The 15,108-nt window shown below is 43.9% G+C and carries 15 protein-coding genes and 2 pseudogenes; 2 read left to right on the top strand and 15 right to left on the bottom strand.

The window, feature by feature from the left end:
- Positions 1-293 precede the first annotated feature (293 nt).
- Positions 294-1,184, top strand: coding sequence for a LysR family transcriptional regulator (locus KQI39_RS15080; RefSeq protein ID WP_173763219.1), 891 nt, complete (start codon positions 294-296; stop codon positions 1,182-1,184).
- Between the two features lie 179 nt (positions 1,185-1,363).
- Here KQI39_RS15080 and ilvC read toward each other — a convergent pair whose 3' ends face one another.
- From ilvC to KQI39_RS15065, 3 genes are all read right to left on the bottom strand, one after another.
- A complete protein-coding gene (gene ilvC, locus KQI39_RS15075; protein ID WP_118515940.1) occupies positions 1,364-2,383 on the bottom strand; it encodes a ketol-acid reductoisomerase in 1,020 nt (339 codons plus the stop codon).
- Between the two features lie 96 nt (positions 2,384-2,479).
- The gene (gene ilvN / locus KQI39_RS15070; protein WP_216419350.1) at positions 2,480-2,977 is read right to left on the bottom strand and encodes an acetolactate synthase small subunit; all 498 of its coding nucleotides are present in this window, start codon (positions 2,975-2,977) and stop codon (positions 2,480-2,482) included.
- A gap of 164 nt (positions 2,978-3,141) precedes the next feature.
- Positions 3,142-4,182: a tyrosine-protein phosphatase gene (locus tag KQI39_RS15065; RefSeq protein WP_216419349.1), complete on the bottom strand. Its 1,041-nt coding sequence runs from the start codon at positions 4,180-4,182 to the stop codon at positions 3,142-3,144.
- 150 nt (positions 4,183-4,332) lie between these two features.
- On the opposite strand from KQI39_RS15065, the gene KQI39_RS15060 reads away from it, so the two are divergent.
- A complete protein-coding gene (locus KQI39_RS15060; protein WP_216419347.1) occupies positions 4,333-5,277 on the top strand; it encodes an AEC family transporter in 945 nt (314 codons plus the stop codon).
- A gap of 66 nt (positions 5,278-5,343) precedes the next feature.
- Here KQI39_RS15060 and KQI39_RS15055 read toward each other — a convergent pair whose 3' ends face one another.
- The 12 genes and pseudogenes from KQI39_RS15055 to KQI39_RS15005 all read right to left on the bottom strand — a co-directional run bounded on the left by KQI39_RS15055 (position 5,344) and on the right by KQI39_RS15005 (position 15,042).
- Positions 5,344-6,153, bottom strand: coding sequence for a Cof-type HAD-IIB family hydrolase (locus tag KQI39_RS15055; RefSeq protein WP_216419345.1), 810 nt, complete (start codon positions 6,151-6,153; stop codon positions 5,344-5,346).
- A gap of 17 nt (positions 6,154-6,170) precedes the next feature.
- Positions 6,171-7,439, bottom strand: coding sequence for a M18 family aminopeptidase (locus KQI39_RS15050; protein ID WP_216419343.1), 1,269 nt, complete (start codon positions 7,437-7,439; stop codon positions 6,171-6,173).
- An 85-nt stretch (positions 7,440-7,524) separates the two neighbouring features.
- Positions 7,525-8,457 (bottom strand): AEC family transporter, encoded by a 933-nt coding sequence (locus KQI39_RS15045; protein ID WP_173763214.1) that lies wholly within the window; start codon positions 8,455-8,457, stop codon positions 7,525-7,527.
- 82 nt (positions 8,458-8,539) lie between these two features.
- On the bottom strand, positions 8,540-9,598 hold the full coding sequence (locus KQI39_RS15040; protein WP_216419341.1) for an FUSC family protein: 1,059 nt from the start codon (positions 9,596-9,598) through the stop codon (positions 8,540-8,542).
- Between the two features lie 221 nt (positions 9,599-9,819).
- A pseudogene (locus tag KQI39_RS15035) lies at positions 9,820-10,464 on the bottom strand (peptidoglycan-binding protein); the annotation flags it as partial.
- 63 nt (positions 10,465-10,527) lie between these two features.
- Positions 10,528-11,265: a peptidoglycan recognition protein family protein gene (locus KQI39_RS17960; protein WP_253293211.1), complete on the bottom strand. Its 738-nt coding sequence runs from the start codon at positions 11,263-11,265 to the stop codon at positions 10,528-10,530.
- A 48-nt stretch (positions 11,266-11,313) separates the two neighbouring features.
- Positions 11,314-11,805 (bottom strand): annotated as a pseudogene (locus KQI39_RS17955) (glucosaminidase domain-containing protein); the annotation flags it as partial.
- 28 nt (positions 11,806-11,833) lie between these two features.
- A complete protein-coding gene (locus KQI39_RS15025; protein ID WP_216419337.1) occupies positions 11,834-12,166 on the bottom strand; it encodes a ribonuclease in 333 nt (110 codons plus the stop codon).
- Between the two features lie 2 nt (positions 12,167-12,168).
- Entirely contained in the window at positions 12,169-12,471 is a 303-nt protein-coding gene (locus KQI39_RS15020) for a hypothetical protein (protein ID WP_173775715.1), read from the bottom strand.
- Between the two features lie 240 nt (positions 12,472-12,711).
- On the bottom strand, positions 12,712-13,146 hold the full coding sequence (locus KQI39_RS15015) for a putative ABC transporter permease (protein ID WP_216419336.1): 435 nt from the start codon (positions 13,144-13,146) through the stop codon (positions 12,712-12,714).
- Positions 13,146-13,808, bottom strand: a complete 663-nt coding sequence (locus tag KQI39_RS15010; protein WP_216419335.1) for a DUF4376 domain-containing protein — start codon at positions 13,806-13,808, stop codon at positions 13,146-13,148. Before KQI39_RS15010 ends, KQI39_RS15015 begins: the two co-directional genes overlap by 1 nt.
- Entirely contained in the window at positions 13,789-15,042 is a 1,254-nt protein-coding gene (locus tag KQI39_RS15005; protein WP_216419334.1) for a reverse transcriptase domain-containing protein, read from the bottom strand. The genes KQI39_RS15010 and KQI39_RS15005 overlap by 20 nt, the downstream gene beginning before the upstream one ends.
- Positions 15,043-15,108: the final 66 nt, after the last annotated feature.

Here is a 15,108-nt window from a genome sequence, read left to right as displayed (position 1 = left end):
TGCGAGAGACACCTTCTTTCGTAAATGTTGCAAATGTTTGTTTTGGCACTTTCATTATACAACACATGGAATCGAGGTGTCTTTCTTTTATGCAAAATCACGAACTTGCTCATTTATAGTATACCATATTATCTTTGCAATTGCAAAGATATTCAAGAGCAAAAAGAAGATTTTATGGTTATTGTATGATTTCTTCCTTGTTCTTTATTTACGAACCATGAATCCTGTGCTATTATAATTATCTAATCTCTGTTTGATTGCTATCTATCCCTTTTTGGAAAGGAAGTCTTTGTATGCAGGATAATCTGTCTCTTTATCATATTTTTTATACAGTTGCCCGCACAGGCAGCATCTCTCACAGCTCCCGAGAACTTTATATCAGTCAGCCGGCCATCAGCAAGGCAATTCAGAAACTGGAGCAGAACCTGGATACCATTCTTTTTAAACGGAGTTCCCGGGGTGTCACTCTGACTCCGGATGGTGAACTTCTCTTTGAGAAGGTAAAAGAAGCTCTTTCCCTTCTGGATGAGGGTGAAAATTCCATCCGCCACAACCGCTCCCGGGACATTCCAAAACTCCGTCTGGGTGCCAGCTCCACCTTAACCAGATATGTACTCCTTTCCCATCTTGAGAAATATATCTCTCGTTTTCCTCATGTACGCATCACCATTTCCTGCCAGTCTACTTATCAGACGCTGCAGCTTCTGGATGAGGAAAAAATTGATCTGGGGCTGATCGGACGGCCACAGAAGCTTCGCGGATATTATTTTCATCCCCTCTTAAAAATCCGGGATACTTTTGTCTGTACACAGCAGTATCTGGAAAATCAGAAAAAACTCTATCCTGATGAACCGCTGATCCAGGCGGCGACTTTCATGATGCTGGATGAGGATAATATTACCCGTCAGACTGTAAACGCACAGCTGAAAGAACATCATGTGGAGCTGAGTCATATTCTGGAAGTATCAACCATGGATCTTTTGATCCAGTTTGCGGAGATTGGTCTTGGAATTGCCTGTGTGATTCGGGATTTTGTAAAAAAGGAATTGGAAGAAGGAACACTGGTGGAAGTACCGGTAGGATTTTCTTTTCCACCTCGTGAGATCGGATTTGTATGCAGACAGAAAGATGTGGATATGGATTTAATTATGCCGTTCTTTTGGGAGGACAAGGGAATTAAGTAAAAAATTCAAATAAATACTACAAAAAACCATCTGATCATAATGACCAGATGGTTTTCTTCATAGTAGCCAGTAACAAAAAAGTTTCATGCCACTATATTACAAGTGTAACTTTTTTGACTCAAACTCCGCTTCGCTTCGTTCGAGTAGCGCAAAATTTATTGCTTTGCAATAAATTTTGCTTAGTTGTTGATAAGCTTATCCTCGCCGTTCCAGCTATAGAGTTTACGGATCTCCTCGCCGACTTTCTCAGACTGATGCTCAGAAGCTAATTTTCTCATAGCCTTGAAGTGTACCTGTGCACCTGCATCGGACATGTCGAGTAAGAACTCTTTTGCGAATGTACCATCCTGGATATCGGAAAGAACTTTCTTCATTGCTTTCTTTGTATCCTCTGTGATGATCTTCGGTCCTGTGATGTAATCGCCATACTCAGCTGTATTGGAGATAGAATATCTCATTCCGGCGAATCCTGACTGATAGATCAGGTCAACGATCAGTTTCATCTCATGGATACACTCGAAGTATGCGTTTCTTGGGTCATAACCAGCTTCAACAAGTGTCTCGAAACCAGCCTGCATAAGTGCGCAAACACCACCGCAAAGTACAGCCTGCTCACCGAAGAGGTCTGTCTCTGTCTCTGTACGGAATGTTGTCTCAAGAACACCAGCTCTTGCTCCGCCGATTCCAAGTGCATATGCAAGTGCGATATCCTGAGCTTTACCTGTAGCATCCTGCTCTACAGCGATCAGACAAGGAACACCTTTACCAGCCTGATACTCGCTTCTTACTGTGTGTCCAGGTCCTTTCGGAGCGATCATTGTAACATCAACATATGCTGGTGGTTTGATGCATCCGAAATGAATGTTGAAGCCATGAGCGAACATAAGCATGTTGCCTTCCTCAAGGTTCGGCTCGATATCGTTCTTGTAAAGTGCAGCCTGTTTCTCATCGTTGATCAGGATCATAATGATATCTGCTTTTTTAGCTGCCTCAGCAGCTGTATATACCTCGAAGCCCTGCTCCTCAGCTTTTTTCCAGGATTTGCTTCCTTTGTAAAGACCGATGATTACATTACATCCGGACTCTTTAAGGTTCAGTGCATGTGCATGTCCCTGGCTTCCGTATCCAATAATCGCAATTGTCTTACCATCTAATAATCCGAGATTACAGTCTTCCTGGTAAAAAATCTTATTTGCCATTTTACTTTCCTCCTCTGATGTTCACAACATCTTCTTCATAAAAATTATTTATCGTTAAGAGAGCTGCTGCTCTCCTAGCAAACATATGTAAAAAATTTACAGATAACGGACATCGTCACTGCCTCGTGACAGGCCTGTGATTCCTGTTCTTGCAAGTTCAAGGATCTCATAGTCAGCCATCAGCTCCACAAACGCCTTCAGCTTGTTCTGGCTTCCTGTCATCTCCATGATAAGAGAATCCTTACTCACATCCACCACCTTGGCACGGAAGATATCTGCAATGGAAAGTGCTCCCTGTCTCTGTTCCGGCTTCACAGCAACCTTGACGAGCATCAGCTCACGGGCAACGCTGTCATCCTGCTCAAGGACTTTGACATCCTGCACATCCTCCTGCTTCGCCAGCTGCTTGGTGATCTGCTGGAGCATCTGATCATCTCCCTCACAGACAACTGTCATACGGGAATATCTCTGATCTGCAGTCACTCCTGCGGTAATGCTGTCAATATTATATCCACGGCGGCTGAAAAGGCCAGCCACACGGCTAAGGACTCCGGAAGTATTATCCACAAGGATGGATAGTATTCTCTTTTCCATAATACACCTGCTTTCAACACTTTTATGTATAGAAAACCAACTTCGTCAGTTAACGCTTTAATCTAATAAACATTTGCTTTCTTACCATTATAACAACTTCGAAAATTTTGTCAATCAAAATTTCCCGTAAAATTCTTTCAAATTAATAAGAAGTGTTTTTATCCTCAGATCAGATATTTTTTCTTAAGCTCTTCGGAGGCTTTTGGTGTCAGATAAAGTTTTCTCCGCAGAAATCTTTCGATCCCCCCGTTTTCCTTTTCAATGACATCAAAAACGGTATTGATATAGGATTCTTTTACCTGATAGAACGCTTTGAGATCTGCAAGTTTTCGGCTGTTTTCCGGCCTGTCCGCACGGTAAAGCCTTCGCATGTATTTCAGTTCTTCTTCCAGGCATGAATTCGACCGCATGTAATCTCTTCGTATTGTTTCCTTCGGTACTCCCAGAGCAAAGAGCAAAAGTGCTGTTCCGACTCCTGTCCTGTCTTCTCCTGTGGTACTGTGAAAAACAACGGCTCCATTCTTTACATGAAGCAATACATCCAGAAAGCGCGCGTACTGTTTCAGGGAATATTCATCTGTAATAAGGCTTCGGTACCGTTCCCTCATATACCGTTCTCCATCTCCGTAGCAGGACATCACACGTTCAAAAAAGCTGTTTCCGCTACGTTCTTCATCACGGATCGGAATATGATAATACTCTACTCCTGCCATAATATCATCCGGTTTTTTCTTTACTTCCGCCGCAGACCGGAAATCGATCACTGTTTTGACATTATATTCTTCTGAAAGAATCCTGGTATCTGCTATGGAAGCATGATAAATCTCACCACTACGCAGAAGTTTTCTGGGAAGAATGTGCAAACCATCTTCGGTCATCAAAGCACCCAGATCTCTCGTATTTGGAAGATTCTGAAGCGGAAGCCTGCTTCCTTTTGGAAAACCAACTGCAAGATCCGGATTCAGTACTTTCAGAAGCCGGAGACAGTCCTGTACTTCCTGTTCTGTCATATCAAATTTATAACGTTTCTGACGCCTGGTTATAATTACCAGATAGTTGATGATCAGCTGTTTTTCACCGGTTTTATCTGCTCCTTCCCGGCGCATATACGCCCAGAGGATATCCTTACACGGAAGACTGTTAAGCATCATATGTCTGGTAAATACAAAAAAGCCGTCTTCGATCCGTATTTTTCCGTATCTCATTTTTTCTTTCTCCTTCTCAACCCCTGTGCTGCTTTTTTGCAACACTTTTTATCATACCAGAATTTTACAGTCCCGTATACCTCGTTTGACAATTTTCGAGGATTCGATATAATAAATGAAGATATTTTACCTCAGGGAGGCTTTCTTTTTATGGACAATCTTATTTTCTGTCTCAATGTTACCGTGCCCATCTTTCTCACCCTGCTCCTCGGGTATTTTTTCCGTAGGATCGGACTTTTTGATGAAGCATTTGTCAACCGCATGAACAAATTCGTGTTCGTCATCCCGCTGCCCGCCCTTTTGTTCCAGGATATCGCCAAGATCGATATCTATGAAGCGTGGGATTCCAAAATGGTGATCTTCTGTTTTCTGATCACCTCCCTCAGCATCATGATTTCCGTACTCCTGTCCCGGCTCCTTCATCCATCTGATATCCGGGGCGAGTTTATCCAGGCATCTTACCGCAGCAGCGCCGCTATCCTGGGTATTGCAGTTATCCAGAATCTTTATGGAAATGCAGGCATGGCGCCGCTGATGATCATTGCAAGTGTACCTCTTTATAATGTGATGGCCGTTGTGGTCCTCTCCATCTTTAAACCAGATCAGGGAAAACTGGACGGTGCAGTTCTGAAGTGCACGTTAAAAGGTATTGTCACCAATCCCATCATTCTTGGTATTGTTGCCGGTACACTCTGGTCCCTTCTTCGCCTTCCGTTTCCAAAGATTCTGGACTCTACCGTAGGCAATCTTGCAAAAACCGCCACTCCTCTCGGTCTTATGGCCATGGGTGGATCTCTACACTTTGGAAAAGCTTTTTCCCGGCTGAAAGCATCAGTTGCCTGTACCTTTATGAAACTGATCGGTTATGAAGCGCTTTTTCTGCCACTTGCCATCCGCTGTGGTTTTACAAAGGACAAACTGGTTTCCATTATCATTATGCTGGGATCTGCCAGCACCGTTACCTGCTTTGTCATGGCAAAAAATATGGGGCATGAGGGCTCTTTTTCTTCGGGAGTCGTGCTTCTCACCACACTGTTCAGTGCCTTTACCCTGACAGTCTGGCTGTTTCTCTGCAAAAGCCTGGGGCTGATCTGAACACTGTCATAACATAAAAATGCTGTGGAAAATGTTTTATGTACATTTCCACAGCATTTTTTATTTTCAGATCAGCTTCAGATGTCTCAGCCCATCCCGAATTCCATAATGGAACATATCGGACGTAACATAGTCTGCCAGTTCTTTGATCTTCGGTGAGGCATTTCCCATGGCAACTTTTGTTGCAGCATATTCAAACATGGCAAGGTCATTGTTACTGTCTCCAAAAACAATGGTATCTTCCCACGGAATGTCAAACAGGCGGATCACTGCCGCGATTCCCACCGCCTTATTAAATCCTTTTGGCACAAGCTCAATGGTATTTCCCACAAATGAACTGCTGCCCTCATGACGGATGATATCATAGTATTCCGACAAAATGGACAATGCAGCCTCTGCATCACACCCTGCGGTCATTTTTGCACTGATCTTATTGATCCGCATGCAGTCCTCATTTCCACGAATCGGTCTCCATTTATCACCCAGAGATTCTGTAATCAGGCTGGCATACCAGTTCACTTCATCGGTATACTCCTCTTTATCATAGTACATGAAATCCGCGCCTTCCATTACCGGAATCAGCCCATATTTTCTCAAAACCTCCACGGAAAGTTTTGCAACCTCCGGTGTCATCTCTTTGTTAAAAAGTCTCTTCCCGTCTTTCTCAATGGTCGATCCACAGGCACTGATCATTCCGGTAAAAGGAATCTGCTCCAGATACCAGGAGACAAAAGCCCGGCTTCTTCCTGTACAGAGCCATGCTTCATGTCCATTATCTACCAGCGAACGGATGGCTTCAATGGCACTGTCCGGCACGCCTTTTTTCATATCGCAGACAGTTCCGTCTGCATCAAAAAATACTGCTTTTCTGCTCATTTTCATATCCTCCGCTCTTATCTGTAAAATACTTTTGCCGCACGGATCAGACTTTCCGTATCTTTCACTCCGGCTGTCTCATAAGCGGAATGCATGGCCAGCTGAGGAAGGCCGATATCTACCGTATTCATAGCTGCCTGGGTGTTTGAAATATTTCCCAGTGTGGATCCGCCGGCAATATCGGAACGGTTCACAAATGTCTGATATGGCACCTCTGCTTCTCTGCAGAGTTCCTTGAAAATCGCTGTGGAGATCCCATCCGTACAGTATTTCTGATTGGCATTATATTTGATCACGATTCCACCGTTCATCACCGGACGGTTTACAGGATCTGCCTTGTCTGTATAATTCGGATGAAACGCATGTGCATTGTCCGCAGAGATCATAAAACTCTCCGCAAGGGCCATCAGATAAGTTTCCTGATCTCCCCCAAGGGCCAGATTGATCCGAAACAGCACATCTTTAAGGAATGTGGATGCTGCTCCCTGCTTTGTGGTACTGCCCACTTCTTCGTTATCCAGTACACAGTGGACTGTAATATTTTTCTTCTTATCCGCCTGGAGAAAACCTTCCAGTGAAGCAAAAGCACACTGCAAATCATCCAGTCTTGGGCTGGAAACAAACTCATTCCGGGATCCCCAGATCGTTCCGGGCATCCGGTTATAAAGAAACAGGTCATGTCCCAGGATATCCTCCGGACGTACCTCAGCCTCTTCCGCCAGCATCCGCATGAAGTTTCCTTTTTCACCATTGCCACTGTACAGTGGAAGCATATCTTTCTGGACATTGTAATGATAGCCTCCGTTAATATCACGGTTCATATGGATGGCAAGGCTTGGGATCATGACAAGATCCCGGTCAATATTTACAAGTTTTTCCAGGATTTTCCCATTTTTGCGAACGATCATACGGCCAGCCACAGAAAGAGGACGGTCAAACCAGGTAGACAGGATCATTCCTCCGTACCGTTCCACATTCAGTTTCACGTAAGCTCCGTTTACAGACATCTCCGGATTTTCTTTTATCTTAAAAGACGGGGAATCGCTGTGGCTTGCAATGATATGATATCTTCTGCAGTCATTGACTGGAATGGAAAATCCGATGATCGCAGAATGATTTCTCATGACAAAATATTTTCCGCCTTTTTCCAGGTTCCAGTTCTCCTCCTCTTTCAGTTCTGTAAAGCCTTCCTCCAGAAAACGTCTTCTTGTCTCTTCTGCTGCCTGAAAGGCTGTAGGACTTTTGCTGATAAATTCCAGCAGTTTCTCTGTTGTCTCTTCGTACATAGTATTTCTCCTCTGTCCGGCCCGGATTACCGGACCGTTTTGCTATTGCCCATTATACGGCAAAACTTTTTTCAGAGCAATACTTTTACCCCAGCACCTGAAAGATCCAGGATACCACAGGAAGGGTCAGGACAGAACATAATGTAGTAACCACAATTCCTCCCATTGCATAATCTCCATCCGATCCGGAAGCATTTGCCATCATTACCACCGATGACATCACAGGCATGGCAGAAGTCAGCGCCATAGTCATCCGGATATCCGCCGGAATATGTACAAAGCCTAACAGGATATAAAAAAGCACTGGAAATACCAGCATTTTTATCAATGTGATTCCATAATAATCCGGTTTCCTGATAAAGCTCAGCACATCAATGCAGGCAAAAACACCTCCCAGATAGATCATTGCCAGCGGTGTTGCCGTCGCCCCCATCTTCTGAAGTGCCGTATTTAAAACAAGCGGAATCCGGATTCCTGTCAACACGCAGATCAATGCCAGAATAATGGCAACTGTCACAGGGTTGATCAGTTTTTTCGGATTAAAAGCCCCGCCTTCTTTTTCTGAGGAAGTCAGCTTTACTCCCAGAGTCCACAACATCAGCTGATCGATGATGGTAAAAACAGCCATATACAGCATTCCTTTTTCCGGATATATACTGACAACAATAGGAATTCCCATAAATCCCACATTTCCGAATACAGTCATTGCGCGGTATAGCTGCAGATGTTCTCCCTGAAGACGAAATACTTTTCCGGATAAAGTGCCCAGGATCAGCAGGCACACATACATCACTGCCGCAATTCCAAGGATAGACAGGGAGGAAAAAAACGTCTGCCGATCCACTCCGTTTACCGTATTGATAAAAATCATCACCGGCAGTGACAGTTTGATCACTACTTTTGAAATAATCTCCAGATTCTCCCGTGTCAGTACTTTTGTGCGGATCAGGATCACGCCTGTGATAATGTAGATCACAAACATTCCGATCTGCTGTAGTAAAACTGTTAATGTGTTCATTTTTCAATTCCCCTCTTTTGCTCTGTTGTATAAAAAAATAATGCACCCGGTTATTATCTCCCGCGGTGCATTATTTTGTCAATCAGATTTCCGCCTTTTTCCGTACCCACATATACTGTACCAGTTTATCTCCAAGCGTATTTAAAACCATGGTATAAACCGCCCCGAACACATTGGCTCCGATACGGAGCAGCACTGCTGCCGGCATTCCAAACAGTCCTGATGCGATGGACAGCGCTCCAAATGTATTAAATGCTGTCTGCCACGCATAGCCTGCAGAATATCCAACACCGATTCCTCCGATCATTCCGATGTAAGGATACATGGACTTTGGAAGCACCAGATAAAGGACCACAAATAGCAGGCATCCCACAATGTTGAACATACCTCTTTTTCCGGCTCTGCCTTTACAGTCCTCGGTAAACGGCAGACACACGGACATGCAGGCAATTCCGGCCCACATTGCTCTTGGAAGGCCCAGAAGAGACATGATCAGCATAGCGCTGGAAACGATCAGTGTCAGTCTTAAATACCATCTGCCTCTTGCAGAATGCAGATCAAATTCCCGGAACAGGTCCAGAAATGTCCGGCGATACGGGCGGTTTTTCTGATTCTTGTAAAAGATCACCATGCAGAGGATCATCCCCACCAGAAGTCCCTCCACGCGGAGCACATACGCCTTTCCGGTTACGTCGTATCCCATCAGAAGCAGATATCCCAAGACAAATGTAGAATGGTTATACATGATCACATTGTGGCATCCCAGAATCATCAGTAAAAGAATGCTTACGGCATTTACAAAAAATGCCGGCACCGGTGAAACCATGTTGGACAGCCGCGGTCCTATGATCAAAATGCTGAAGATCCCGGCAATGGACAGCAGTCCATGTGTAGTCCGGATCCCGAAATCCGCCTGTCTTAAAACCAGCACGGCCAGAAGTACGGTTACTCCCACAACGCTGTTGTCATTACCGGTTATCTTACTGTACAATGTCACAACTGCCACACAAAATGCCATGACAAGATATACTTTAAAATTATAGATCAGAATATGTCTTCGCTTTTCCTTTTTGTCTGTGGTATTTCGAATCAGCTGTTTTGATCCGATTGAGCTTAACTGCAGTTCCTGATAAAATGTCATTCTCATCACTCCTTTTGTAAAGCAGACATTCTCATTTCGCTTTTTCACATGCTCATAAACGCAATCTCTTTACAATTTGCGTTCAAAGATACAAACAGCCATTATACTTGGTTTATTCTGAAACGTCAAACATTTTTTTCTGAAATCATCTTCACGGATTACCCCCCTGCCCGGATCAGATCACTCCGGAAATAGCAGGGAACATTTTTATCATTTTTCATTTACTGCAGCTCCGCTATCCTGGTCACTGCTACATAAATATCCTGGATCTTATACCAGGTTGGATAATCCACCACTCCGGATGCAGGAAGCCCGAATATATTCTGGAATTTTTTTACAGATGCAGCAGTAGCCGGACCATAAATACCATCCACGATCACTGATGGGATGGCAGGATAGGCTTTTGCTATGGCATTAAGCTGTTCCTGGATCTGCTGTACCTTTTCTCCGGTAACACCGATAGTCAGGTCATATCCAGGCCAGGATGCGGGAATCCCGGAAACTGCTTCCGCCACATTGATATACATATCGTTTCCATAGAAGCTCCGCAGGATCTCAATGGCGGAATATCCCTGATCTCCCAGAGCTTTGCTTCCCCACTGGGTCATCCATCCCCGGTCCCTGCACTGCACCTGGCGTCCGTCACAGTACTGGGTCAGGATCGGCTGACGCACATTCGGTCTGGAAAGGTAGTTTTCAAAAAGTTCATCCACGATCCGGTCAATGCTCTCAAAAATATTCCTGCCATAGATCCATTTATGGTCGTATGCTGTGGAGGAGGTAATGGTGAAATCATAACCCTTATTCCGGTACCACTCTGTATAAACTCTGTTCAGAGTAAACGACATGATCGCCAGAACATTAGCTCATAAATGATGATACAATATCCGTCCGGCAGTGGGTACCTGCCGGACCTTTTTAATAAGAAGTTATTTTGTATTGACCTTCATGTGTTCAATTACCTTTGTCCAGGTGTCTTTTCCGCAGATTCCGTCTTCTGTGAGCTTCACATTTTTCTGGAATGCTTTCAGGGATGTATCTGTGTCATTCCCGAAATCACCATCCACTTTCACTCCGAGCATAGCCTGCAGCATAGATACTGCAGTTCCTTTACTGCCCTTCTGGATCACTGGGAACTGGACTTCGATCTTGTCGGTTAATGTTGCTGCGTTCTTTGTTGTCGTATTCTTCACTGTCGTTGCTCCCTTCATATATGCTACAGTCTTTTTTACAAATTCCGGCCAGCGTCCTTCTGCCTGGATCCGGCGCGGGCAGTTCTTCCTGGAAGCATCATAGTGGCGTTTCAGGCGATCTGCTCCCCATCTATACTGCTTCAGAAGCTGTGCTGCCAGCTGCTCCGCTTTATCTACTGCTTTATAGTAGTCTGTTTCCGGATTTACACAGATCTCGATGTTGATAGAATTTCGGTTTGTGATGCCGTATTTTCCTTTTCCATCCCCTACAGCCCAGGCTCCGTCGCTGTGATCCAGAGTCTGATATATGGATTTGGAATCTACATAGTAATGCACGGTTCCGGCCAGATTACCGTTTTTCATTGCTGTAGCATGGGCTTTTGCGTCCGCTCCCTTGCTCCAGTTGTCTGTCTCATGAATCACAATATAGGCAGGCTTGTTCTGACCGATATAGCAGTTTTTCTTGCTGATCATTTTTGTAATGTTCATAGTATCGCTCTCCTTTTCTGATGTCTTAATAGATAATATGCCTTTCAGGATGTTGATAATCTTCTGCCCGTAGTTCCGGCCGGCAGCCCAACCCTGGCCCTTCGGGTTTTCGTGGATGCCAAGATGCTCCACATACTCTGCGCAGCCCCTGTTGACGTATGTGTAACGCGGATCAATACATTTCTGTTTCAGGCGGTCCGTGCACGCATAGGCCTGCAGGTGCTGGATCTGTGCACGGATACCCTCTGCTGGTTTCTTGAAGCTATTACCCTTCATGCCTGTTTTGGTCACTCCCATGCCGCAGAAGTTGTTCTGATCCAGTGTCACCGCAGATCCGTCGAAAGTAAAGTTCCCGGTTTCCAGACAAGACTGAGCGAATGCAATGTCACCACGCACGCCCTCCGCTTCTCCTTCCGTGAGATACAGTGGAACCATCTTAATGACCGAATCGGACACCTGCGGGTTTACTTTCTTGATATAGACCTGCATCTGTTCAATGCTGGCCTGGGATTTTCCTATAATCTTTAACATGTTCTTCCTCCTGAGAGGGCGATCACTCACCCTCTGAATTCTTGTATTTTGTTCTGTCCCAGATTTCTTTTACTTTCTCCCAGCCTCCAGTTGCTACTAAATATACAATAAATGCGGCAATAATCGATGCTACGATATAGTACCATGTGATTGCAGCCTTATAATATGTGCACAGGATCAGCAGAGTCACCGGGCACAGAATCAGGGATGCCGTAAGCGCCACGATGCTGGTCTGGATATTCTTCAGCCCCGGAAGATCCTTGATCACCTGTACGACAGCTGATACGATGAAAGCCAGAATGCCGATCAGAGCAAGGGCGTAGGTTACATACTGTGTGATTGTGTTAATATTCATGATCATTCTCCTTTTCTCTTGATATGTAATTCTTCAATTTCCTGTTTCATTTTTGTTACCATGCCGTTTCCTCCGAGGCGGTGATAGGCTTCATACATCTCGCAAAAGTTCTGATAAGCGTAAGATGGAATATCTCCTGCTTTTGTATACTTCGAGTGATATTCAATCATCTGGACACGGAGCAGGAGCATGGTTCCTTTACTATTTGCGTCCCGATCTTTTTTTTGGTTTTTCAAAAGCCAGACAATGTAACCAAGTAGGATCGGCAATGCAATAAGATAAGTCTGTGTGAGTATTTCTTTCAATTATTCACGCTTTCTCCGGTGTTGCGCCGGCGCAATTTTGTATAAAAATAAGAGCCTCACGGCTCTGCTCTAATACCTCTTTTATATTTCATTTAAATACCTCTTCATCGTCCATATCTGCATATTTACGGCATTCATATTCCAGAATGTCAAGTTCCCGGTCAATTTCTTCCTGCGGTTTTTGCTTTAACTTCATGTCGTAAATCGCAGACCATAATTTTGAAATTATCTGTAGTTTCGTCATCTATCGCCCTTTCTTTTCTTGAAAAGGTGATAGTGTGGCTTCTCTTCGCCAAATATTCGCCATCTAATCAGATCATCCAGGAAGATTCCGACCGCTGACAGAAAGAACCATAACGCTGTAAATTCCGGGCAAATCTGGCCGAGAATGTTTCCGGGCATATTGCTGTAGTCCCACATTTCCAGGCCAAGCCACACATTCAGAATTAACCCAAAAATAAATTCAATGGCTGTAATTCCGCACGTCGCTATCGCCATCTGGAGAACCAGTGGCGTACACCGATCTTTCTCGTTCAGCACACCGCAGATAATGAAGCATAAGCCTCCGCACACTGCCATTGCTGGGAACGAATATCCGCGGAATAGTACTTCCAGGGCGTAATAAAAAGCTCCTCCGATCAGGAAGAGCGTCAGGTACTTTATGATTTTTTTCACTATGCAATACCTCCGGATGCAATGATCTTCATGTAGTCTTTCAGGACTTCATTCTGGAACTCCTCTGGAATTTTCGCACCCCACCGGATCTGGTCTAAGCCACTGGGTTTTGTGATAGATTTAATCCACATATTCATAGCATTGCAATATGTTGTGTTATAAGACACATAAAACATTGCTTTCTTAATGATTTTCTGCATATCCTCTGCGGAAAAATACTTGCACGGCTGTCCGTCCTCATGGTATTCCAGTTTTTCTTCTCCTGCCAGCAACTGCATTTTCTTGCCAAATAAATTAATCTGGTCTTTTTCCGTCAGACTGAAATGCTCCACGCCAGAAGATGTGCTGACATCCACACCGGCATAAATGGTCTGTTCGCATGCGGTTGCAATTTCCTGGTACTTCTCTTTTCTTGCGTCCTCCAAGCTCAGATTTTCTATGTCAGAGGATTCTGAAGCTTCTTCTGCTTTTTTGAACCAGTATTCGAAATCTGCCTCGATCTCTTCTATCGTTGTCCCGCCCCGGTAATGGAACTGTACTTCATCGCATTCCCAGGCTGTATATTTTTCCGGTTCTTCTTTTTCTGTTTCTGTAATGTTTTTTCTCAAAATAATATCTGTACCGGAAAATACCGGATAAAGTTCAATACGAGGCGGCTGCAATGAGTAACATTCTCTTCTCACGTTCAATATCCTTTCCGTGCTTACTCGCACTTTTTGAACATATTTTTAATAGTTTCATGAAATTGTATTTCTTCTTAAAATTCTCACTGTTGTTGTGTTTTACTGGCCCTTTATAGGCGCATATCCGGCAAGCTCTCCACCACGGAACATATCCTTGTCTTTCATAGTCGTCCCAGGCACGCAAGGTTTGTCTTCGAATTCTCCGAAATACTCTTCCGCGGATGATTGTGTATTTTCTCCTTACTATATATCCCATCATATCAACACCGGGAGTCCTTTTCTTACTGCCATTCTGTCTTTCTCTTAAGTTCTGTTTTTCTTCGTTCAGCGATGCTATTTTATAAAACTGCCAGATTCCTTTTATTTTTAGTCCAAACTTATCATTTACCCAGGCGGTCGCCTTTTTCATTGCTTTCTCCAGCTTTGATAGATCTCCGTAAATAGTAAAATCGTCCGCATAGCATACAACTGCGTATACAAGCTTGTTTTTGTTTCCTCGTCTTATCTGATGCAATTCATAGATATATCTAAGCACATAGGACATTACATAGTTAAAAAGCCATGCCGGAAGGTAACCGCCTATGCAGAGATGATTGCCGGGATAATTACTCATAAGAGTAGCCAGAAACCACTGCAGTACTTTGTTTTTCCCGATATCTCTTTTTAACATTCTCAACACCGTCTCTACTGTAACCGATGGATACGCCTTTGTGATATCTCCTTTTACAACCGCTATCTTTTTCGTTTTGAATTTCCTTCTGAGAAGTCTTTCTATTTTTCGTTTTCCCGAATCGCATCCTCTTCCAGGAATGCTTCCATGTTGAATATGCAGTATTTTCGCCTTAAAAAGTGGTTTCAATGCGTTCACTGCAATATATTCATATACCTGCTGTTCCGGTGTCTCCTGGCATATATCTCTGAGTTTATGTGTAAGTCCATCCTCTCTTTGAAACTGATAGATCGGCTTTAGTTTCAAATCTCTGTCTATAATCCGTTGTGTAAGCATCTTTGCAACTGCCGTTTCTGCTTTCATGATGGTTTCTAAGTCTTTATTTAGCTGGGCTTCTGCAATCTGCCGCCTGGTTATCGTCTTTGTTTTACACAAAAGCTGCTGAAAATCCTTTCTGCTTCTTTTGTTTTTAAAGCAATCTATAACTGCAGCTTCATTAAATTTCCAATCTTCAATGTTTATTGTTTTGCAATATGTTTTCATGTTCTCATCTGGTTACTTCCGCAGCTTTCGCCGTAGCTACTAACCGCGCTGGTTTCAAGTTATTTT

Origin of the sequence: Blautia sp. MSJ-36 (assembly GCF_018917985.1) — a bacterium.
Lineage (GTDB): Bacteria > Bacillota > Clostridia > Lachnospirales > Lachnospiraceae > Blautia_A.
This window is presented reverse-complemented; position numbering and strand designations above follow the sequence as displayed.